At 57.6% G+C, this 20,062-nt stretch carries 18 protein-coding genes; 3 read left to right on the forward strand and 15 right to left on the reverse strand.

The window, feature by feature from the left end; all coding sequences use genetic code 11:
* Nucleotides 1-207: 207 nt before the first annotated feature.
* From ACFKSJ_RS01795 to ACFKSJ_RS01805, 3 genes are all read right to left on the reverse strand, one after another.
* Nucleotides 208-2,517, reverse strand: coding sequence for a response regulator (locus ACFKSJ_RS01795; RefSeq protein ID WP_440950564.1), 2,310 nt, complete (start codon nt 2,515-2,517; stop codon nt 208-210).
* Nucleotides 2,507-2,968 (reverse strand): response regulator, encoded by a 462-nt coding sequence (locus ACFKSJ_RS01800; RefSeq protein ID WP_440950565.1) that lies wholly within the window; start codon nt 2,966-2,968, stop codon nt 2,507-2,509. The genes ACFKSJ_RS01795 and ACFKSJ_RS01800 overlap by 11 nt, the downstream gene beginning before the upstream one ends.
* Before the next feature lie 260 nt (nt 2,969-3,228).
* Complete coding sequence (locus tag ACFKSJ_RS01805) at nt 3,229-4,662, reverse strand: response regulator (protein WP_440950566.1); 1,434 nt, start codon at nt 4,660-4,662, stop codon at nt 3,229-3,231.
* Between the two features lie 387 nt (nt 4,663-5,049).
* On the opposite strand from ACFKSJ_RS01805, the gene ACFKSJ_RS01810 reads away from it, so the two are divergent.
* A complete protein-coding gene (locus tag ACFKSJ_RS01810) occupies nt 5,050-5,685 on the forward strand; it encodes a hypothetical protein (RefSeq protein ID WP_440950567.1) in 636 nt (211 codons plus the stop codon).
* Between the two features lie 17 nt (nt 5,686-5,702).
* Here the strand turns inward: ACFKSJ_RS01810 and ACFKSJ_RS01815 are convergent, their stop codons facing one another.
* The 3 genes from ACFKSJ_RS01815 to ACFKSJ_RS01825 form a co-directional block, all read right to left on the reverse strand.
* Complete coding sequence (locus ACFKSJ_RS01815) at nt 5,703-6,554, reverse strand: thiamine pyrophosphate-dependent enzyme (protein ID WP_440950568.1); 852 nt, start codon at nt 6,552-6,554, stop codon at nt 5,703-5,705.
* A 1-nt stretch (nt 6,555) separates the two neighbouring features.
* Nucleotides 6,556-8,211, reverse strand: coding sequence for a 2-oxoacid:acceptor oxidoreductase subunit alpha (locus tag ACFKSJ_RS01820; RefSeq protein ID WP_440950569.1), 1,656 nt, complete (start codon nt 8,209-8,211; stop codon nt 6,556-6,558).
* 281 nt (nt 8,212-8,492) lie between these two features.
* On the reverse strand, nt 8,493-10,877 hold the full coding sequence (locus ACFKSJ_RS01825; protein ID WP_440950570.1) for a PocR ligand-binding domain-containing protein: 2,385 nt from the start codon (nt 10,875-10,877) through the stop codon (nt 8,493-8,495).
* Between the two features lie 285 nt (nt 10,878-11,162).
* Between ACFKSJ_RS01825 and ACFKSJ_RS01830 the strand changes: the two genes are divergently transcribed.
* On the forward strand, nt 11,163-11,456 hold the full coding sequence (locus tag ACFKSJ_RS01830; protein WP_440950571.1) for a hypothetical protein: 294 nt from the start codon (nt 11,163-11,165) through the stop codon (nt 11,454-11,456).
* 170 nt (nt 11,457-11,626) lie between these two features.
* On the opposite strand, the gene ACFKSJ_RS01835 is transcribed toward ACFKSJ_RS01830, so the two are convergent.
* The 7 genes from ACFKSJ_RS01835 to ACFKSJ_RS01865 form a co-directional block, all read right to left on the reverse strand.
* The gene (locus tag ACFKSJ_RS01835; protein ID WP_440950572.1) at nt 11,627-13,102 is read right to left on the reverse strand and encodes a condensation domain-containing protein; all 1,476 of its coding nucleotides are present in this window, start codon (nt 13,100-13,102) and stop codon (nt 11,627-11,629) included.
* A 480-nt stretch (nt 13,103-13,582) separates the two neighbouring features.
* Nucleotides 13,583-14,125 (reverse strand): MBL fold metallo-hydrolase, encoded by a 543-nt coding sequence (locus ACFKSJ_RS01840; protein ID WP_440950573.1) that lies wholly within the window; start codon nt 14,123-14,125, stop codon nt 13,583-13,585.
* A complete protein-coding gene (locus ACFKSJ_RS01845; RefSeq protein WP_440950574.1) occupies nt 14,122-14,481 on the reverse strand; it encodes an MBL fold metallo-hydrolase in 360 nt (119 codons plus the stop codon). The genes ACFKSJ_RS01840 and ACFKSJ_RS01845 overlap by 4 nt, the downstream gene beginning before the upstream one ends.
* A gap of 34 nt (nt 14,482-14,515) precedes the next feature.
* On the reverse strand, nt 14,516-15,154 hold the full coding sequence (locus ACFKSJ_RS01850; RefSeq protein WP_440950575.1) for a DUF2284 domain-containing protein: 639 nt from the start codon (nt 15,152-15,154) through the stop codon (nt 14,516-14,518).
* A gap of 78 nt (nt 15,155-15,232) precedes the next feature.
* Entirely contained in the window at nt 15,233-15,634 is a 402-nt protein-coding gene (locus ACFKSJ_RS01855; protein WP_440950576.1) for an OsmC family protein, read from the reverse strand.
* A gap of 43 nt (nt 15,635-15,677) precedes the next feature.
* Nucleotides 15,678-16,421: an alpha/beta fold hydrolase gene (locus ACFKSJ_RS01860; RefSeq protein WP_440950577.1), complete on the reverse strand. Its 744-nt coding sequence runs from the start codon at nt 16,419-16,421 to the stop codon at nt 15,678-15,680.
* Nucleotides 16,422-16,635: 214 nt separating this feature from the next.
* A complete protein-coding gene (locus ACFKSJ_RS01865) occupies nt 16,636-17,538 on the reverse strand; it encodes an SAM-dependent methyltransferase (protein WP_440950578.1) in 903 nt (300 codons plus the stop codon).
* 133 nt (nt 17,539-17,671) lie between these two features.
* Between ACFKSJ_RS01865 and ACFKSJ_RS01870 the strand changes: the two genes are divergently transcribed.
* The gene (locus tag ACFKSJ_RS01870) at nt 17,672-18,286 is read left to right on the forward strand and encodes a TetR/AcrR family transcriptional regulator (protein ID WP_440950579.1); all 615 of its coding nucleotides are present in this window, start codon (nt 17,672-17,674) and stop codon (nt 18,284-18,286) included.
* 36 nt (nt 18,287-18,322) lie between these two features.
* Here ACFKSJ_RS01870 and ACFKSJ_RS01875 read toward each other — a convergent pair whose 3' ends face one another.
* Both ACFKSJ_RS01875 and aglJ read right to left on the reverse strand, forming a co-directional pair.
* Nucleotides 18,323-19,027 (reverse strand): glycosyltransferase, encoded by a 705-nt coding sequence (locus ACFKSJ_RS01875; RefSeq protein WP_440951395.1) that lies wholly within the window; start codon nt 19,025-19,027, stop codon nt 18,323-18,325.
* Nucleotides 19,028-19,108: 81 nt separating this feature from the next.
* Nucleotides 19,109-20,035, reverse strand: coding sequence for an S-layer glycoprotein N-glycosyltransferase AglJ (gene aglJ, locus ACFKSJ_RS01880; RefSeq protein WP_440950580.1), 927 nt, complete (start codon nt 20,033-20,035; stop codon nt 19,109-19,111).
* Between the last annotated feature and the right edge of the window lie 27 nt (nt 20,036-20,062).

A 20,062-nucleotide genomic window follows, 5' to 3' on the forward strand; every position in this document is an offset into this window, starting at 1 on the left:
GCCGGCGGCTGTCTCACGGCCCTTGCCGGATTCCTCGAGACGGTGATCGGCACGGGGAATGTCACGCGTGAGAGACTGCAGGGAGGGCACGGCGACCTGACAACCCTTTTTTACTCTCTTCACTGACGGCGAAATTACCTGAAACAATCCTCAGCCCTGCGTCGACGGGCGAAGTACCTCTGCAAAATAGGGATAACGTGGAGGGTTTTACTCTTCGCCGCCGATCACCCGGTGGATCTGGTCGTCGAGTTCCTTCATCGTGAACGGCTTGGTCAGCACCCCGCGGAACCCGTACTCGCGATGATTGGCCATCACCGGGTCGTTGGAGTAGCCACTGCAGACGATGGCCCTGACCTGCGGATCGAGTTCAAAGATCTTTTTGATCGTCTCCTTGCCGCCGAGCCCCCCGGCCCCGGTCAGGTCGAGGATCACCGCATCGAACGGCGACGCTGTACCGAGGGCGGACCTGTAGAGATCAATCGCCTGGTTCCCCTCCTCTGCAAAGGCAAATTCATACCCGAGCAGTGTGAGCATCTCGCCCCCGACCTCCCGGATCATCGCCTCATCGTCCATCCAGAGGATCCGTTCGTTCCCGCGAAGGGGCTGAATCTCCCGGGCCTCCTCAACCTGCGGCAGCATCTGCGAGGCCGGCAGGTACAGCGTGAACGTTGAACCGACTCCTGCAACCGAGTCGACTGTCAGGGAGCCGCCATGGTTTCGCAGGACCGAGTAGGCCACTGTCAGCCCAAGACCGCTCCCCTTCTGCTTGGTCGTGAAGTACGGCTCGTAGATCTTGGAGAGGTACTCCTTTGGAATCCCGATTCCGTGATCTCTGATCGTGACCCTGACATAATCCCCCGCCTTCAGCGAGAGAACCTGGTCCTGGGTGAGGACGACGTTGTCTGCGGTAACCTCGAGGATCCCGCCGTCAGGCATAGCCTGGTCTGCATTGATCACGAGGTTGTTGATCACCTGCCTGATCTGCCCCTCGTCCACCTCGACCGGCCAGAGATCTCCGGCAATCGCCAGCTTCTTCCTGACCCCCGAGCCGGAGAGTGCGAACGAGACCGCGTCGACCAGGAGATCGCTCATACTGAGCTGCCGCTTGATCGGTTTTCCGCCACGTGAGAAGGTCAACAGCTGCCGGGTCAGATCTCTGGCACGATGTGCGGCCTTCTCTGCTTCAGAGAGCCGTTCGTACGCCTTCTCTTCAGGTTTGAGGTGCGCCTTGGCGACGACGATGTTCCCTTCGATGGCTGTCAGCGCATTGTTGAAGTCATGAGCAATCCCGCCTGCCAGTACCCCGACCGATTCGAGACGTTCGTTCTTCGCGAGGTCCTCCTCCATGCGCCGAGTTGCGGTCACATCCCGGAATACGATCACCACGCCGATGATCTTTCCGTCCTTGTCCCTGACCGCGGCAACACTGTCCCCGAGCGGTCGTTCGATCCCATCCTTTCCAATCAGCAGCCTGAAATGGGACGAGTCGGGCATCTCTTCCTTTTTGAGGATGGCGGTGACCGGGTTCACGCAGGGGTCCCTCGTCTTCTCCTCGATCACCTGATAGACCTGGTCGATCGGTAACCCTGCAGCCAGGTCGGCAGTCCAGCCGGTCAGGCTCTCGGCGACCCTGTTCATCATCATGACCGATCCGCTGACATCGGTGACGATCACACCTTCGCCGATGTTCCAGAGCGTCACGGCGAGCCGCTCTTTCTCGTCGGCCAGGGCTTCCTCCGCCCGTTTCCGCTCGGTGATATCCTCCATCGCGAGTAATATCCGATCGGTGTCCCCCCGCTCCTCGTAGACCCAGCGGGCATTCAGCAGCATCACACGCCTGCCTAAGGTGGGGAACTCATGGTCCAGTTCCAGACCCTCGTACTTGAAGCTGTGGTGAAGGACCTTCTCGAGCAGGGCCAGGAACTTCGGAATGTTCCATTCCTGGTCTGCGATATCATGGATGAACCGCCCTTCGACCTGTTCCGGGGTGACATGAAACTCCTCGTAGAACGAGCGGTTTGCCGAGACGATCCGCAGACGGTTGTCGAGCACGATCAGTGACTCCCGGATCGTGTCCACGATGTTCTCGGCGTACTCCCGGGCACGCTGCAACTGCACGATCTGCTCCATCCGTTCCCGTTCGATACTGTACCGGATCGATCGGTCGAGCAGATGACCGCTCATCTGTCCTTTCACCAGGTAGGTGTAGGCACCCTCTCTGAGGGCATGGATCGCCATCTCCTCGTCTCCGAGCCCGCTGACCACGATCACGGGCACATGCGGGGCCGCTGCTCTGACTTTGACCAGGGTCGAGAGACCATAGGCATCAGGCAGGTTCAGGTCCAGCAGGATCGCATCGAACTTTCCATTGCCCAGATGAAGCAGGGCCTGCGCAAGCCGCTCGACATGCACGACTTCATACCGATCGGTATGGATCTCGGCCAGCATCTCCCGGACGAGCCTTGCATCGCCAGGGTTGTCTTCGACCAGCAACACCCGTATGGAATCAGGTTCCATTCGTCACCTCTCCTGCGATAGATCCTGCAGTGCCTTCAAGCCAGAAACGTCCGATGGACTGGATCACCTGGAAAAAAAGGTCAAGATTCACCGGTTTGATGATGTAACAGTTGGCGTGCAACTTATATGACGTAATAATATCCTCCTCTGCGGTTGAGATGGTCAGCACAATGACCGGGATCCTGGCCAGGCTGCTGTCCTCTTTGATCCTGGCTAGCACCTCTCGGCCGTTCCGTCGGGGCAGGTTCAGATCGAGCAGGATCAGATCGGGTCGGGGAGCGTCCCGGTACCGCCCTTCTCGGTAGAGAAATGCCAGGGCCTCGACACCGTCGGGCACGACTGAGAGAAGAAATGGTTTTCCGGCTTCTTTGAGGGCTTCGGTGGTCAGACGAACGTCCCCCGGGCTGTCTTCGATGAGCAGGATCTGATAGACCTGTCCTGTGTCGCCCATCTCCCTGGATCCGGTTAGATCCCTGGTCCGGGATAGGGTTTCGCCTGATCCTTCCGGGTCACCGTGTTCTGCTCTCCAGTTCATCATGTTTTCCCTCCTAGTGCTGGCCGTCCCTGGCGATGATACCTCTTCCTCTCCAGGATCCACCTGTCGGATCGCTCCCGGAGAGGTCTCCCCGGAAAATCTGCATCCTCAGTTTTATCATCCGATCGTCGGCTTCTGCGATGGTATACGGAGTATACTTTCACTGATCACGATAATTAATCTTGCGGCATCCGATAGGTCTCTTTGGGGACTCTGATCTCAAAGCGTGCCCCTGCTCCAGGTATGCCGGCTTCTCTGATCGTGATCCCGGTCATATCCAGGATCTCCCTGATCAGAAAGAGGCCGTACCCGGTACTGGACCCATACCCCATCGAGAAGATCTTCTCCTTCAACTCTGCCGGCACCCCCTGTCCGTTGTCCTCGACGATCAGCAGCAGATCGTCCCCGGCAGGGGACCAGGAGACGCTGATCTCGGTGACTGTGATACCATGGCTGAGAGAATTCTCAAAGAGGTTGGAGAAGACCCGTTCGAGCAGTGCATCGGCATAGATCTCGATATCATTGAGATCGGTTTTGAGCGTCACGCCGTACCTGCGGAGACTGGTGCCGGCCCGCCAGACCACGTCCTGCAGCCGGTGCCAGTGCGGGGGGGTGGCTCCGATGTCCTGGTACTCGGCAGTGAACTGGATCTGCTTTTTGATGGCAGTCGAAGCTGCCTCGATCCTCGAGATGTACTCCGGACTATTCTTGGATGGCACCGCTCCGTCCAGGATCTCCAGGTACCCGAGGATTACGGTCAGCTGGTTGAGGATGTCGTGCCGGGTGATGCTGTTGAGCAGGTTCAGCTTCCTGTTCGCCTGCCGGACGGTCTCCTCGGCCCGGGTCAGTTCCGTGACATCCTGGAACGAGAGCAGGAAGATCTCTGGCATCCCGGACATCGCCGGGACCGAGCGGGCGTTCAGCAGCATCACCCGCCGGCCGATCCCGGGGAAGGTATGTCTGAGCTCGAAGCCATCGGGGGAGCTGCCCGGTCCCTGTATCTGCTGGAGCAGGACGGGGAAGTCGGGGACCTTCCACTCGCCGGTCGCGAGATCGACGATCGATCGCCCTTCGGTCTGCCAGGGTTCCAGGTGGAAGAGGCGATAAAAGGACTGGTTGGCAGAGTGGATGATATGCTCGCTGTCCAGAACCACCAGCGGTTCGTGGAGGGCGTCGACGATCTGGACGGCGTATTCACGCACCCCGGTGATCATCTGTTCGGCCCGTTCGTGCTCGATGCTGTATCGAATCGAACGGCTCAACTGCGGTTCGTCCATCTCATCCTTCATGACATAGGTCTGCGCCCCTCTCCGGAGAGCATGGATTGCGTTCTCCTCACCCTCCAGCCCGCTGACCACGATCACCGGGACATGTTCGGCCACGGCCCGGACCTTCGCCAGGGTATCGAGACCTGATGCATCAGGCAGGTTCAGGTCCAGCAGGATCGCGTCGAACCCCCGTGCCCGAAGGTTATTCAGGGCCTCGCTCAGTCGTCTGACATGCACGACCTCGTAGTGACCGTGATCTCCTTCTCCAAGCATCTCCCGAAACTGCTCGGTATCCGCAGGATTCTCCTCGACCAGCAGCACCCGGATCGGATCAGAATCCATCAATCCCACCTCCGGCTCCACTACCGGGGGTTACGTGCCGGCAGAACCGGACTCCACTGTCAGGGGATCCGGAGTCCCATCCCTTCTCCATGGTGATGGCCTTCATCCAGTGGTACAATCCTGAACCTGACCCGGTGGGAAGAACAACCTGAATGTCGAACACTTCGCTCTTCTAGAATCGCATCGTTTAAGAAGGCATCGGTGAGATTCGGCCTCTGTACCCGGCCGGCTGGATTCACCTCGCTCTTTCTCTCCTCCCCTCTCTGGTGTCCCCACATATCCATTGCGCGAGCACCACTGGGATTTCTCTTCATCCGTCCGGTTCTGCTTCGGCTGATGGGGAAGTACAGAAAGCATATAACATCTGGACCAGGTACCTTTCCTTCAATGGATCAGAGAATACTCATAGCAGGCATCGGGCTCGTCCTGATTGCAGCACTGCTCTGTGCCGGATGCACGACAACCCAGTCGACGCCGGTGAACCAGAGCGTCCCGTCATCGTCAGGTACAACGGTTCCGGCAACGACGGTCGTGACCGGCACCCCGGTACCGGCAGCAGCGAATACGACAGTAGCGAATACAACGGCAGTGTATACAACGGCCATGCCCAACAGCACCGCGGCGGCAGTGACCCGGAACCAGACCGTCACCGCCACGGCGACAGCATACATCGAGCAGGACTCGACCTCCCTCTCACAGGGTTCTTCGGTATCGCAGGCCGGGGCCACGACCCTGGCCACCATACCCATGACCCAGTCTTCGACGGGCGTGCCGGCGGCCGGGACAACGATGACCCAGTCCGCTGTTGTGACCGCAGGAACGACAGCCACGCAGTCCACGTCGTCGACGATCACCACGGCGGCCCCGGCGCAGACGTCGACCACCCAGTCCACGACCGCACCGGCATCGGGGATCACTACGGTGACGACCGGTGTCCAGACCACGGTACCTGCAGTGCAGGCACCCCTCCAGACCCCGAAGGCCGACGCCACCCAGGTGCCCAAGCCGGCCCTTCCCGAGTGATCTGAAACAACCTTTTTTCAGCGGTGCTGATCGAGGATCCTGCCGATCGCGGCGTTTGTATCGGTCGATGGAGCAGCGCTCTCCCTGACCCGGTCTTCAAACCTGGGGAGGTCCTGGTCGAAGAAGATCCCGAGCGGAATCGGCGCCTCGCTGGTATAGTCCCACTCGTGGGCCTTCGCATATGCGTCCTCGAACCGGGACGGATCGTGATCGGCGAGGTCGTAGGTGTGGGCGTTGTAACAGGCCGCCCTGTTGTAGAAGGTCGCACAGATCTGAAGTACATCGAGGGCAGCGAACCCGTGGTGCCGGACCGCCGCATCGATCAGGCCCTTCAGGTGCGGGAGCCGCCGGGTATACCCGCGTCCGACCCAGCCGGCCCCCGATGAGAGGAGCAGGGTGAGCGGGTTGATCGGGTGTTCGATCGTCCCGTGGGGCGTGGACTTGCCCGGGAACCCCTCCGGGGAGGTCGGGGTGTACTGGCCGGTCGTCAGTCCGTACACCCGGTTGTTATGGACGATCACCGTGATCCCGACGTTCCGCTTGGCTGCGAAGAGGAGGTGTTCGAGCCCTTCGCCATAGCAGTCCCCGTCACCCACGCAGCAGATCACCGTCAGGTCGGGGTTGGCCACCTTGATCCCGGTGGCCACCGGCACTGTTCTCCCGTGGAGGGAGTAGAAACTGTTCACCCCCAGGTAGTCGGCCATCTTGGCATGGCAGCCGATCCCGGTCACCAGTACAATTCTTTCAGCAGGGGTCCCGTCGTTGATCAGACCCGCGATCACCTCCTTGAGGATGTGCTGGATGGCAAAGTTCCCGCACCCCGGGCACCAGGTGTTCTGGGTAGGGGTGATCAGGTCGCCGGTCGCCATTTCAGATCACCTCCGACAGGGCGGTTTTCATCTCGTCGATCGACCACGGTCTGCCGTCATACCGGCGGATATGGCCGTCCGGTGCGAAACCGTGGAGGGTCAGCAGCTGTTCGAGCTGGCCGGTCGCATTCTGCTCGATGCAGATCCGCCTGGTCGCTCCGTCCAGGGCTGCCGTGATCTCCTGCAGGGGGAACGGCCAGAGGACCACCGGCTGGATCACCCGGCATCCGAGCGTCTCGGCCGCCTCCCTGACCGCCCGGGTGGAGGATCCCCAGGTGACCAGAGCGGTGCTGGCCGCCGGGTCTCCGTAGACCCTGACCGTTGGATAGATGCCGAGCCCTTCCCTGATCGCACCCTCCTTCCTGAGCCGTTTCTGCTGCATCGTCACCGTGACCTGCGGGTCTTCGGTGGTGATGCCGGCCTCGTCATGCTCGTAGGAGTTCACCTTGATCACATCTCCCTTCGCCGGCACCACCCTGAGAGGCGATACCCCGCTCTCGGTCACTGCATAGCGCAGGTACGGCCCGTCACCGGTTTCCGGTGTCGACACCGGGGCGGCGACCAGTGCCTCCGGTTCAATCGTAACGCTGAACAGCCCTTCGCTCAGGTTCTTATCGCTGAGCAGAAAGACCGGCACCTGGTACTCCCAGGCCAGCGAGACTGCCCGGGCCGACCAGAGGTAGGCCTCGTCGGCGTCGGCCGGGGCGATGATCACCCGGACGAACTCGCCCTGCCCTGCATTTAAGACGAAGAGCAGATCGGTCTGGGAGGAGTATGTCGGCAGCCCGGTCGACGGCCCCGGCCGCTGCGAGACGACAAGCACGATCGGCAGTTCCGCCATCCCGGCCATCGAGAGCCCCTCGGTCATCAGGCAGAAGCCGCCGCCCGCGGTGCCGACGGCGGTCTTCGACCCGGCATAGGCCGCCCCGAGCGCCATCAGCATCACGGCGATCTCGTTCTCCGGATGGATCACGGTCAGCCGGTACTCCAGTGCGACCTCTGCAAGAAAATGGAGGATGCTCGAGGAGGGTGTCATCGGGTACGAGATGTAGGTCTCGAGCCCGCCCCGAACGAGGCCGGTCCCGATCGCCTCGTTTCCGGTCATCACCGGCAGCACCGGCCTGTCCAGGGCCAGGACCTGACGCACCGGGCCGTCGCCGGCCGCGTCGTACCCCCTCCTGGCCACCTGCAGGTTGATCGCGGCGGCTTTGGGGATGTCATGGGTGAAGACCTCGGCGACCACCTCCCAGCTGATCCCGGCCGCCCTGCAGAACGCCCCGATGATCCCTGAGTTCCGGGTGATCTCAGGCGCCTGCTCCTCCTTCAGGATCGTGGAGAGCGGGACTCCGATGCCGGTGCCGGTGGTGGTCGTGCTGTCGTAGATCACGACCGTCCCTTCCCTGACCCGGTGTTCGTGGATCTTCTGCGTCTCCTGGTTCATGCAGAGCAGAAAGTCGACGGCATCCCGATGGGTCCCCCGCTGTTCTTCGGTCGCCCTGACGATAGCAAAGTTATGGCCGCCCCTGATCAGGGACGGGTAGTCATAGTACATATAGATCCGGTATCCGAGATGCCCGAGAAGATGGGCCAGGATCATGCTGGCCTTGTTGATCCCCTCGCCTGCCCTGCCACCGATCAGGACAGAGACCTCATTCATGTCGATCCCTCATGCTACCCACATAGAGAGCGGATGGTATATAATCTTCGAAGAATCCTGATGGATTCTTCTCATGTCTTTGCGACATTTCGCAGAATCCTGACGAATTCTTCTCGAGTCTTTAGGACTCTTCTCAGAAACCCGAGAGATGCTTTTCACGTCTTTAAGACACATCGAAGAATCCTGACGGATTCTTCTCAAGTCCTGGGGACACATCGAAGAATCCTGACGGATTCTTCTCAAGTCTTTGAAGAAGAGGTGCCTGTTGGGTACCGGGTATATCAGGCACACCTGAACCGGTCGGCAGGGACTCTGATCTCAAACCGGGCCCCTGCCCCGGGTGTGCCGGTCTCACTGATGGAGAGGCCGGTGATCGAAAGGATCTCGGCGATCAAAAAAAGCCCGTAACCGGTGTTTTTTCCATACCCTGCCGTGAATATCCTCTCTTTTTCCGATGATGGGATGCCTGGACCATTATCGGTGCAGACCACCGCCCAGTCGGCGTTCTGTTCTTCGATGGAGAACCGGATGCTGTCCAGTCCGGTCGCATACCGTTTTGCGTTCTCCATCAGGTTGAAGAAGACCTTCTCCAGGAGCGGGTCGGCATATACCATGCCGGCGTCCACCTCGATCGAGAGGGTGATCCCCTGCAGGTCCAGCGTCTCGGCGGCCCTCCTGATCGTTGTTCCCAGGTCCTGCCACTGGGGGGAACCGAGCCCGATCTCCTGGTAGTCCCCGGTGAAGGTGATCTGGTGATGGATCCTCTCGGCGGCTTCCATCACCTTACTCATCAGGTCTCTCCGTGCCTGGTCATCGGGCGCCTCGTCTGCCAGATCGATGAATCCGCGGAGTGAAGTCAACTGGTTCAGCACGTCATGCCGGGTCACCGAACTGAGCAGGTTCAGCTTCTTGTTGGCCATCCGTATCGCTTCATCACCCTTTTTGCGTTCGGTGATGTCGCGTCCGAGACCGATGAACGAGGTTGGGAAACCGTTCCGGTCCTGGAGAAGCGAGAAGGTGAACTCGGAAGGGATGGTCGTCCCATCTGTTTTCTGGAACAGGTACTCGGTGATCGGGAAGGCCCCGTCGGCGAGGGTCTGGTTCAGGTTCTTCCTGACCCGCTCCCGGTCGGCTGGTGCGAATAACTGCAGGACATCGCCACCAGTCATCGCCTCTTCTGATGAAGACCCGCTCATCTCAACCGACATTTTGTTGACTGTGATCAACCGGCCGTCGAGATCGTGCAGAAGCATCGCCTCCGGCAGAAACTCGATCAGGCTCCGGAGCTGCTCCCGGCTCTCCTTCAGATCGGCCTCGGCCTTCATCCGTTCTGCGATCATCCGGGACTGCTGAAGATTCTTCAGGGCCAGGGCAGAGATCTGCCGTGCTATCAGAAAGAGGGCCTTTGCGATCTTTTCGAACTGTTCGCGTGGCATCTGGGGGACGCCGGCCAGCCCCTCTGCACAATCGGCCCGGTCAGCCCCGATCCGATCCGCATACTCCAGCAACGTCTCTTTATCGTCCCCCTCGATCAGCACCTGCCCGATCTGCCAGGTGGCGATCTGCCGGTCGCCGGCAGAGATGGGAGCCCCGCTGTCGGGGAGAGCGATCGACGGGATACCGGTGGAGGCCCCATTCTGCGCTCCCGGGATCACCTCGGCACAGAGTCGACGGAAGTTGCTCGGCCTGGTGATGGGGGTTCCCTCCGGCGTGACGATCACCGAAGCGACCCCGGTCGCATCGGAGAAGGCGTCCTGGATCTGCTGGATCTCATCGATATCGAAGAGATCGGTGAACTCGAGCCTCGTGGTGTCCCCGACCGGCTCTGTCAGGGTCTGCACCCGCTGCTGGAGGGCATCCATCTGGAGCTCCTGTTCGGTCACGTCCCTGATGCTCTCAATCGCTCCGATCACCTCCCCTTCGTTGTTGCAGAGCGGGGTGGCCTTGGCCCAGAGGACAGTCGGCTTCCCCTTCAACGAGACGTAGGTCCGCTCGGCGATCAGCGCCTGACCGTCATGCCGGGCATTCGAGTAATTCCTCTCGTCCAGCTCCTCAGGGGTGGCGTTCAGCAGGCCGATCAAACCGGGCTGGGGAGACCCGTAGAACGGGACGGCATAGGCATAGTCGCCTCTGCCGATGATATCGGGGGCGTTCACCCCGGTCATCGCTTCGATCGCCCTGTTCCATGCGATGACGATCCCTTCACAGTTGATGGCGAAGGTGGGGTCTGGCAGGAAGTTTACGATCTCTGCGAGCCGTAGATTTGAGAGGCGCGTCTCTTCTTCAGCCCGTTTTCTCTGTACTGCCTGTTCTATCAGGCTTTCGAGGACTGCGAACTGGGACCGCGGCTCCCCCCCTTTCTGCAGGTAATACGTCGCCCCATAGGTGAGCGCCTCGACAGCCACCACCTCCCGCCCTTTTCCGGTGAAGATGATGAACGGGATGTCGATCCCCCTGGACTTGAGCGCCTTGAGCAGTTCTATTCCGTTCATTCCTGGCATCTCGTAGTCAGAAATGATCACATCATAGTTCTTGGAATCAAACTTTTCGAGGGCTTCTGCTCCTGATGCGGTGGTCTCTACGCTGAACGCTCCGGTTCGTTCCAGGAACAGGCGGGTTATATCCAGAATTGCTGGTTCGTCATCGATCAGCAGCACAGTGATCATGGTACACTCTTCAACACCACACAGGCCATGTAGTCTTTGAAGTACTTCATTCAGTTATATTGAAAAACATATCTATTCTGATCTGCGTGTGTGAATCCTTTCAGGGAGTACAGAATTGTCCTGAATCTGCCAGAATGCACCGCTTATTCGAGGAATTGCCTCATCTCCATAACCGCCCATAAGAAAAATATATATTGTATAAGTGACATTTGTGTTGTTTGGCAGAATACAGTAGTATTTACTGTACCGCGTCCAATAATAATCTATGATCTGGAGTGATATCTGATGCAGAAGACGATCTATGGAAAGGTGTATGATACAGAACAATCAGTTCTCCTGGCCCGGGGAACATTCATCGATGGCCACACCAGTGACGGGCGGATAAGAAAGGGAACGAAAGAGCTGTACCGCTCGGACAAAGGCCAGTTCTTCCTCAGTCATACCACCCAGTGGGAGAGTAAGCGGAATTATATCGAGTCGGTCAGCATCGATGGAGCTAAAAAACTCTACGCCACACTCCCAGAACATACCGTCCCCTTCACCGAAGCCTTTGCAGAGCAGCAGGCTCCGCTCCCCTGATCAGCACATTCACGGGTCAGGTTCACTGACCGAATCGATGAACTCTTCCCGGTCCAATCTTATGCAATTTGGACCTGTCCTCTTTCTTCTTCATCCCCTCGGGCAGTAGCGGATGCCGTGGACGTCAACTGGAAAAAAAGAGGAAGGTCGGCCAGGTCAGGATTTTTCTCTCATTCCAGCGCCCTGTCGTTCACCTTCTCAGGAAATCCTATGTATTCCAGCGCCCGGTTGCGTACCCGGATCATCTCCCTGGTTGTAATCTGGCTGCTCTCGTCCTTGTGTTCGACGAAATTTGCCGTAAATGTCAGCGTTCCACTGACCCCGGCGCCGGCAAGGATCAGCGGAACGGTCTCGCTTGCGCATGGGGCGACGAAGATACGGTCGAGACGAAGACTGCCGTAGGTTTCGGGATAGTCCAGTCGGCCGAGGTTGGTCATGATCGTGCCGCCCATCCGGGATCCCATGCTGCGGGCGAGGTTCCATGCAGTGTTCTTCGAGTCCTTCGCAAACGTCCTGAGTGTATCGGTCCGGGAGAGGGAATCCGGTGCAAGGAGAGCGTAGCCGGCGAACCCGATGAAAGCATCAAGCAGGGACGGATCGAACGCCTCCATCCCCATCACGGGACTTGAATTGTCCAGGCTTTTTACACGGCTGCTGATGATCCTGTGGAGGTCCTGCGCATTCTCCCAGAACTGTTTCTTCCGGTTGTACACAAAACGGAACTGGAACCCGCCGACAAAGAAACAGAAAAAATTCTCCTTTACCCCGAGATGTCGTCGCAGATCAAACGGGATCGCAACCGACCGATCCTTTTTATCGAGAGGGCCGGTTACATCCTCGTACGCTGCAAGGAATGCCGCCGTCATCGCGGAGGTGATCGTAACGCCACGCTGCCGGCACCGTGACGTAAGCTCGTCTGTCGCTTCAGGTTCGAGTTCGAGCAGCACACACCGGTACCGGTATTTCTCCCAGTATGCGGCGTGCACCGCACAGAAATCTGCCTGGTCGAAATAGTGGGGCTTCTTCCTCCACTGTCGGTTCCAGTGGTGAATGAACACATTTTTTATCATTTCTGCAGGGGAAAACCGGTTCTTCTCTGGCAGGTAATCCGTGATCAGCGGGGGGTGGACGATCTCTCGATGCCGGAGGGGATCTGTGTAATACGTCAGGACGTCGCGGATCAGGTTTGCAAGGGCCGTCCCGTCGCAGATCGCATGGGCCGCAAAGACGAGGAGTTCTGATACTGCCGGGGAAGTGATGAGCACGAAGCGGATGAGCGGCCCTTTCTCCGGTTCCATGGGTCTGCGATGTTCGTTCTGGACTTCTTCGAACCATTGCGTCTCTGATACCCGCTCCACGCTGCGGAACTGTGTGTGGGGGACAGCATCGTTCGTGAACCAGGCGTCATGATGGTCATCCATGACGACCCGTGCCCCGACAAGGGGATGGATGCTGCGGGCCGTCTTCAGTGCCCGGAGCAGATCGCTCTCCGAGATCGTGCCATGGATCCGGGCAACGACACTTACGTTTGGGATAGGGCTCCAGAGAAACTTGCGTTCATCGTTGGAGAGGCGGCGTATGCATCCGGGGATACCCTGTGGGTTCTGTGCGGGCTCATCGATTCTGTTCTGAACAGGTTGTTGCATTTCTAATTCTCGTATCTTTCTGAAATGATCTGAGGGCGATTCGGGTTCGTTCATAATCCCGGGATGCACGATGCTGTGTCTGACGGCGATCATTCTCCCTTCGGAAACCCAACGTCCATCTCTCCAGTCATTTGCGACTCAGATCGGTTCGGATACTGCGATACGGATATCCGGACCGTTGTGGAGAGATGATGGAACCGGTACCCTCATCGGTGAGCTGGACCGGTCCTTCTGGAAACCCCGCCGGAAGATAACGAGCATTGGTGGTTACACTATCCCGTCAGGTACGGGATGGTGCGCTGCTATCTCCGGGCATGAACATGGGGAGGAGAGATCCCTGTTCCGGGAAATTCTCTCTCTCTCAGGTTCAGGGGATTAAAATTGCATACCAACTCTTCAGCGCGAAGCGATTTAATTCTAATCGTTCATGGTATGACCGGCAAAAAGAGCACATAGGATGGGGGGACTGACATCCCCTCGTTAAAACCGGTAGGTCGTCCCCACGGTATTCAAAATAAATTTCCCGGGCATCTCCAGGGCAAATCCGTTGATCGCGTTCCACCCCGTGCAATACATCGGGAGAATATAATCCGGGTCGATCCGCTTCATCTCGTCGATGGTCGGCTGGATGATTGGTTCGAAGGCCGGCCCGGTGAGGTGAAATCCCCCGAGGACTGCGTGCACCGTGCTGATCCCGGTGATCTTCTTCGCGTACTCGACCGTGTTGATGATCCCGGCATGGGCACAGCCACTGATCACCACGAGTCCTTTGTTCTGGATGTTGATGACGAGAGCCTGGTCGTCCAGGATGGGATCAACAACCCAGCGGCCGTCGATCATCGCTTCCATTCCCGGCATCCCCTTCTCGAAGGAGGTCGTTCGTTCCACTTCTCCGGTCACGAGCAGGTGCCCTTCGGCAAGAGTCGAAGGGTCCTCCCGCTGATAGAGATCCGCACCTGCCGATTTTAGGGCGAGTGCATCGATCTGCGGGAGGTCGACGATCCCATTGGCCGGACTATTCATCCTGCGCTGGAGAAAAGCGTCCGGGTGGAGAAGAAGGCCATAAGCCCGCCGATATGATCGAAGTAGCCATGGCTCAGGACCACGGCTTCTGTCGTGTAAAGGTCGAGGCCCAATTCGTGGGCATTATGGAAGAGGCAGTCCGGGGAGAGGCCGGTATCGAGGAGGATTGTGTGCTCCTTCTCTCCGGAAAAGACCCTGACAAGGCAGGAGAAGCCGTGCTCTGCGAAGAGCAGACGGCCCGGGTCGAACGGCAGTCGACTGTCAACAGGAGTCGCCGGCGGTACAAAGATATCAAGGTAGTTGTCGACGAGGATGGTCACTTCCACCCGGTCTGCAGGTAATAACTCGTTATTCATCATGGTGCATCAGTTTTCCACATCGAATGAAGGGTTAATCGATCAGTACTATCGCCATCGGTTCCGGGTGCCCGGCGACCGGGAACCGGATCGGCATCCCTGCTTTTTCTGCAGTCTTCTTCATGTTGATCCCCACCGCATGTTCCGGGATCCTCGCCTGCGTGGGATGGAGGCAGATGCCGCCCTTGACATTGCAGGTCTCGCAGAGCCGGCACGATCCATTGACGAATGCAAGGGCGAGCGTGTAGCCGGCGTTGAATGCCGTCTTCTCCAGTTCGAGCATGATTGGGGCGCAGTCCTTGCTGCCAACAAAATAATCCTGCCAGAACAGTGTCGCCTTCTCCTTCTGGTCTGCCGGAGCGTCCGGGTCGAGCCAGTACTTGTAGATAGAGCAGATGACCTCAGGGTCGGCAATGGCCGGCGACGTGAATTTCACGAGCAGGGCAACCCGGTACTCGGCGAGGATCTTCCGAAACTCGTCTGGGGTCGGGACGTACGGCGGGCAGGTGAGTTTCTTTCCATACCCGATACACCCGGCCCGGCATTTCAGCGGGACGCGGTTTTCGACGATGACATCCGTGGTTGGAATCACCTTTGCATCCAGGGCACCCAGGTCCAGGGCCTTTTGCCTGAGAAAGGCAAACTCCCTGATCTCGTTACTTTCAGAAATCATCTCCACCAACCGTTCATTCTCATCTTTGTTGTTGTCAGCCATGAATTTTCACACTCTCTCAATGAATGAAACGAAAGGTTACGATATTCTATACTCCCACGTCACCTCTGCCGCTCTTCCTATCATCACAGCAACAGGACACATGAGGGTCATCGTCTCATGGATCGCATCAGCAACGATTCTGTCGTCCAGCGTGCCGGTGATGATGAAGGTGAGATGCAGTCTTTCGAATACTGTGGGGGGTGTCTCTTTCCGGGTTCCTGTGATCGTGACCTTGAGAGAATCCGGTCTGACCCCGCTCTCCTGAAGATCGAGCAGTACCTTGATCCCTGCACAACTGCCCAGGGAGGCGAGCAGGTAATCGATCGGATTGGGAGTCAGACCGCTCCCACCAAAAACCGGGCCTGGTTCAATGGGAATTATCTGGCCGGCACTGTTCTCTGCGAGAAATTTCAGATCGCCTTCATATGTGATATTCATCACTACCGGAGTTGGTTTCATGTTTTTCACCGTATTTTGATTGTCATACAAGAGATCTTCCATCCACGTCTGCAAGGAATTCGAGAGCTGGTGTGATGAGGAGATTGGGATCCTTTGCTGAAAACAGATGGTCTCCATCAGCAAGGATCAGTTTTGCACCGTTTATTCCCTCCGCAAGTTCGCGGGTGATACTCATTGGGACGACCTGATCCTTTGTGCCATTCAGGATGAGTGTGGGTGATCTGATCCTGGACAACAATTTCCTGCCATCAAACCCCAGGGGCGCCTCACCCAGCCGTACAAATGATTCCGGTGTCGGGGGATACTGCTGCATGAAAAGGAAGTCTGACGTCCTGATCATCTTCTTTCTGCCAGCGTTCGTTCTCCACATGATCCGCCAGATGGTATTCATCAGGAACGGAACCCGGTGGAATGCCACATGAAGGACCAGGCCCTTCACTCGTTTCGGATGTTCAGCAGCGAGTGCTATGGCGATCATCGATCCCATGGACATCCCAAGAATGTGCGCCTGTCGGATTCCCAGAGCATCCATGAGGCCGAGCGTATCCGCCACCATCATCTCGATGCTGTAGGGTATATCGGGTTTATCGGTCCTGCCGACACCCCGACTGTCGAAAGCGATGACCTGGTACTTTCGTGCAAACTCGGCAGTCACAGGTTCGACGGAAGATATCTCAACTCCCATTCCCTGGATGATGACAAGGGGCTCGCCCGTTCCGTGGATCTCATAGTACATTGTGATTCCATTGACATTTTTCGTCGGCATCTCTGTTCACCTCACATCCTGAGAAACGACCGGTCAAGCTGAAAGAATATGCATCCCTGTTCATTCCACCACGTGCATGCCTGACAGGTGGGGTGATCCCGCGTGCATCTCCGACCTGCGGTCTCCATCGGGCAGTCGTCTTTATTGGTACACCCCCAGCAACAGGTGCCAGTCGGCCGTCCAGCAAGGAAGTCCGGGTTGAGAGACTGATACTTCATCTCCCGACCTCTGCAGACACGAACGCGAGAAGATCGCAGACCTGCCGGCCCGCGTTCTTCCCATGGAAGAACAGGTTCCTGTATTCTTCGCTGGTCACGTTCCGGACCTCGGAAAATCCATACTCTGTGAGGGTCCGGACGATTTCACCGTCTGGAATACCAAACTGAAGCGGTTCTCCGACCATCTGTGTAAAATTCCGGATGTTCTTTGCGATTTCACTACCAGAGGATCCATCCACCACTGACGCCGGGTAGTAGTCGAAGAGGATTGCACTACCCATACCAGCATTATGCACGATAAATTCAAAGGTCTCGTCGACTGCCTTTTGGGGAAGATACATGATGAGCCCTTCCAGAACGAAGAGTGTCTTCTGATCCGGTGAATAATCATTCGCACGGAGTTTGTCTCCCAGATCTTCGAACTCGAAATCGATGGGGACGTATACGACGTGGTTCGGAAGCCCCCCGAAGACCTCCCGGATTTTCTCCATCTTGAAGAACTGGGTATCAGGATGATCGACTTCGAAGACCCGGGCATTCTTGAGCCCTGCAAGCCGGTACGCTCGGGTATCATACCCGGCACCAAGGATGACGAGCTGCTCCAAACGATCACTGCACATCTTCTCGATCACTTCGTCGAAGTACCGTACCCTGGCCCGGATTGAATTGTCAAGTCCGGGAAACTGTCTCTCCATCTCCTCCAGTTTTGCCTGTGCTTCTGCAGGGTGGGCGGCTGCAAACTTCAGGATCTCCGGGTTGATGAAGCGGATGGCGTAGGGATCATAACAGATGCGTTCGCTTTCAGGCAGCATCGATTCTGCAGACCGTTGCATTGCCATTCCTTCGGCCATCTTGCTCGGCCCCTTCCGGGTAGTGTTGTTCTTTTCGAAGTCGGTCATTGTGACATCTCCAGTCTCATTACATTCATGATTATCAAATAACATACTCTATAGAATGTATAAATATCAATCGGTATGGAATTGTCCATGCAATCATACTTTAGGCTGACCGACAGATGTGATGTGAACAGCAATGCCCAAAGTCATCCCTGAATACAAAGAAGATGCCAAACGCCGGATCATCGAAGCTGCCATCGATGTCATCGCAGAGCAAGGCAGCGACAAGATGAGGATCGATGACGTGGCAAAGAAACTGGGCGTGACCAAGGGCGCGGTGTACTGGTATTTCAAAACCAAGGAAGACCTGTGCAGTGCCGTGCTCAACAAGATCCAGACCGATATGCAGAAGGTCGAGTTTGAATCCTACTACAACCGCTCGCTTGAAGACACACTGGCTCAGATGTATGATCGTTTTGCCCTCAATGACGACCGGCAGCGGGCCATCTTCTTTGAGATGTTCGCCATGGCAAGCCGAAATTCCGACGTTCGGCATGCAACGAGAGAGTATTATAACGGGCTTGTCTCCACATTCGAGTCTGTGATTAAAAAAAAGAAGCGACAGTATTTCCTCCAGACCCAGACGGACGATCGGAAACTGGCCCTTCTGATGGTGGCCCTCTACTCTGGACTCAAGAATTATGAACAGGTCTACATGTACCAAAACGAGGTTCGCGATCTCTGGCTGGAAGGAATCAAGATCCTCCTCAAAACTTCATATTCCGGAAGTTATGGAGAAAAGACAGAGTAATCTCTCTGTGCCGTGGACTGACTGTTACTAATAAAATTATTTTTTATATTCGCGCTGGGAGTAGGAGTACTTCTCTGAATTTCCGCCCCTGACCACGATATACAACCACTGGTACAGCGACTTCAGGGTTCCGAACTGCTGGTACCGGCGCATCGAGAATCCTACCTTCAGCCTGGAATCCAGGCTGACCTTCCCGAGCCTGCAGGTCCTGCGGGCGATCTCCAGGTCATCGCCGGCATCGATCGTCCGGTACATGCCGGCCTTCATGAACGCCTCCTTCCGAAACGCCGTGTTGCACCCGAGCGTGTAGTAGAGGGTCCTGGTATGGTACCCGATCCGTGAAAAGAGGTTGGCCGAGGCGAGCGAGAGCCGGTTCTTGAAACTGTCCTCGATCGGATAGACCAGCCCGTAGACCTGGACGATGGCCGGGTCTCTGGCGAAGTCGTCCCTGATCCGTTCGAGCCAGTCCTCAGGCAGCACGCAGTCCGCATCGGTCGTCGCCAGGATCTCCCCCTGCGCAACCATGGCCCCGTCGTTCCTGGCTCCGCCGACCTTCTTGCTGGTCTGGACAAAGACCTGGTCTGCAAAGGGCGCCGCGATCTCCCGGGTCCGGTCCTTCGAGCCGCCGTCGACGACGATGATCTCATAGGCATCCCTGGGCAGCGTCTGCCGGTTCAGCGACTGCAGGCAGGCACCGATGTTCTGCTCCTCGTTGTAGGTCGGGACGATCACCGAGATCATGGTATGCACCATCGTTGATCATCATTGGTGCTGCCAGGGATAAAAAATGATGGCGGGGCCCGCCGCAGCCGGATCGCCGGTCTATTCTCGATTCGGGATCTCGGGGTTGATCCGCTGGATCTCGTTCATCATCTCGCGGTGGTAGGCGAGGATCATGTCGCTGAGCACGCCGAACATGAAGATCTCCACCCCGACCATGATCAACAGCACCGTCAGCACGGCCAGCGGGAGATGCGTGATCCCGTTCAACCATTCGACCACGACCACGACGCCGGTCAGAAACCCGACGACGGCCAGGATGGCCCCGATGATCCCGAAGTAGAAGATCGGGTTGTTCATCTTCGCCAGACGGTAGATCGTGACCGCGATCTTATACCCGTCATGCAGCGGGTTCAGCTTGGTATCGGTCCCGGGACGCTTCCGGTAGGTGACCGGCACGACCTTGATCCGCTGGTTGTTCCGGACGGCCTCGACCGAGACCTCGGTCTCGATCTCAAACCCGGTCTCGGTCAGGTTCATCTGGTGGATCGCCGCCGTTTTGAATGCCCGGTACCCTGAGAGGATGTCCTGCAGGTCCCTGCTGTGAGCGAACTTGAAGAGGTGGTTGAGGAGGTAGTTGCCGAGCAGGTTCAGCCTGCTGAACGCGCCCTCCTCGGCATGGATCAGCCTGTTCCCGATGACATGATCGAACCCGTTGAAGAGCGGCGTCAGCATCAGGTCGGCGTCCGCCGGCGCATAGGTCCCGTCGCCGTCGAGCAGCAGGATGTACGGGGTCTCGACCATCTGAAATCCCTCCATCATCGCGTCCCCCTTGCCCTTTCCTGACTGAATCCTGACCTCTGCCCCTTCCTTTTCTGCGATGGCCACGGTCGCGTCGGTGCTGTGCCCGTCCATCACAAAGATGTGGTTGTATCCGAGCTCCCGGAGCTCCCTGACCAGCCCGCCGATCGTCGGAGACTCGTTCAGGGTCGGGATGAACACCGTGACCTCATCTTTGTTGATCTTCATTGGTACAATTATAATTGATTGATAGTC

The sequence above is a fragment of the Methanosphaerula subterraneus genome (genome assembly GCF_052055875.1).
Lineage (GTDB): Archaea > Halobacteriota > Methanomicrobia > Methanomicrobiales > Methanospirillaceae > Methanosphaerula > Methanosphaerula subterraneus.

What these genes read in the sequence shown, in the direction of transcription:
- ACFKSJ_RS01795 (WP_440950564.1), bottom strand. Translation starts at nt 2,517, where the DNA reads ATGGAACCTGATTCCATACGGGTGTTGCTGGTCGAAGACAACCCTGGC.
- ACFKSJ_RS01800 (WP_440950565.1), bottom strand. Translation starts at nt 2,968, where the DNA reads ATGGGCGACACAGGACAGGTCTATCAGATCCTGCTCATCGAAGACAGC.
- ACFKSJ_RS01805 (WP_440950566.1), bottom strand. Translation starts at nt 4,662, where the DNA reads ATGGATTCTGATCCGATCCGGGTGCTGCTGGTCGAGGAGAATCCTGCG.
- ACFKSJ_RS01810 (WP_440950567.1), top strand. Translation starts at nt 5,050, where the DNA reads ATGGATCAGAGAATACTCATAGCAGGCATCGGGCTCGTCCTGATTGCA.
- ACFKSJ_RS01815 (WP_440950568.1), bottom strand. Translation starts at nt 6,554, where the DNA reads ATGGCGACCGGCGACCTGATCACCCCTACCCAGAACACCTGGTGCCCG.
- ACFKSJ_RS01820 (WP_440950569.1), bottom strand. Translation starts at nt 8,211, where the DNA reads ATGAATGAGGTCTCTGTCCTGATCGGTGGCAGGGCAGGCGAGGGGATC.
- ACFKSJ_RS01825 (WP_440950570.1), bottom strand. Translation starts at nt 10,877, where the DNA reads ATGATCACTGTGCTGCTGATCGATGACGAACCAGCAATTCTGGATATA.
- ACFKSJ_RS01830 (WP_440950571.1), top strand. Translation starts at nt 11,163, where the DNA reads ATGCAGAAGACGATCTATGGAAAGGTGTATGATACAGAACAATCAGTT.
- ACFKSJ_RS01835 (WP_440950572.1), bottom strand. Translation starts at nt 13,102, where the DNA reads ATGCAACAACCTGTTCAGAACAGAATCGATGAGCCCGCACAGAACCCA.
- ACFKSJ_RS01840 (WP_440950573.1), bottom strand. Translation starts at nt 14,125, where the DNA reads ATGAATAGTCCGGCCAATGGGATCGTCGACCTCCCGCAGATCGATGCA.
- ACFKSJ_RS01845 (WP_440950574.1), bottom strand. Translation starts at nt 14,481, where the DNA reads ATGAATAACGAGTTATTACCTGCAGACCGGGTGGAAGTGACCATCCTC.
- ACFKSJ_RS01850 (WP_440950575.1), bottom strand. Translation starts at nt 15,154, where the DNA reads ATGATTTCTGAAAGTAACGAGATCAGGGAGTTTGCCTTTCTCAGGCAA.
- ACFKSJ_RS01855 (WP_440950576.1), bottom strand. Translation starts at nt 15,634, where the DNA reads ATGAATATCACATATGAAGGCGATCTGAAATTTCTCGCAGAGAACAGT.
- ACFKSJ_RS01860 (WP_440950577.1), bottom strand. Translation starts at nt 16,421, where the DNA reads ATGCCGACGAAAAATGTCAATGGAATCACAATGTACTATGAGATCCAC.
- ACFKSJ_RS01865 (WP_440950578.1), bottom strand. Translation starts at nt 17,538, where the DNA reads ATGACCGACTTCGAAAAGAACAACACTACCCGGAAGGGGCCGAGCAAG.
- ACFKSJ_RS01870 (WP_440950579.1), top strand. Translation starts at nt 17,672, where the DNA reads ATGCCCAAAGTCATCCCTGAATACAAAGAAGATGCCAAACGCCGGATC.
- ACFKSJ_RS01875 (WP_440951395.1), bottom strand. Translation starts at nt 19,027, where the DNA reads ATGATCTCGGTGATCGTCCCGACCTACAACGAGGAGCAGAACATCGGT.
- aglJ (WP_440950580.1), bottom strand. Translation starts at nt 20,035, where the DNA reads ATGAAGATCAACAAAGATGAGGTCACGGTGTTCATCCCGACCCTGAAC.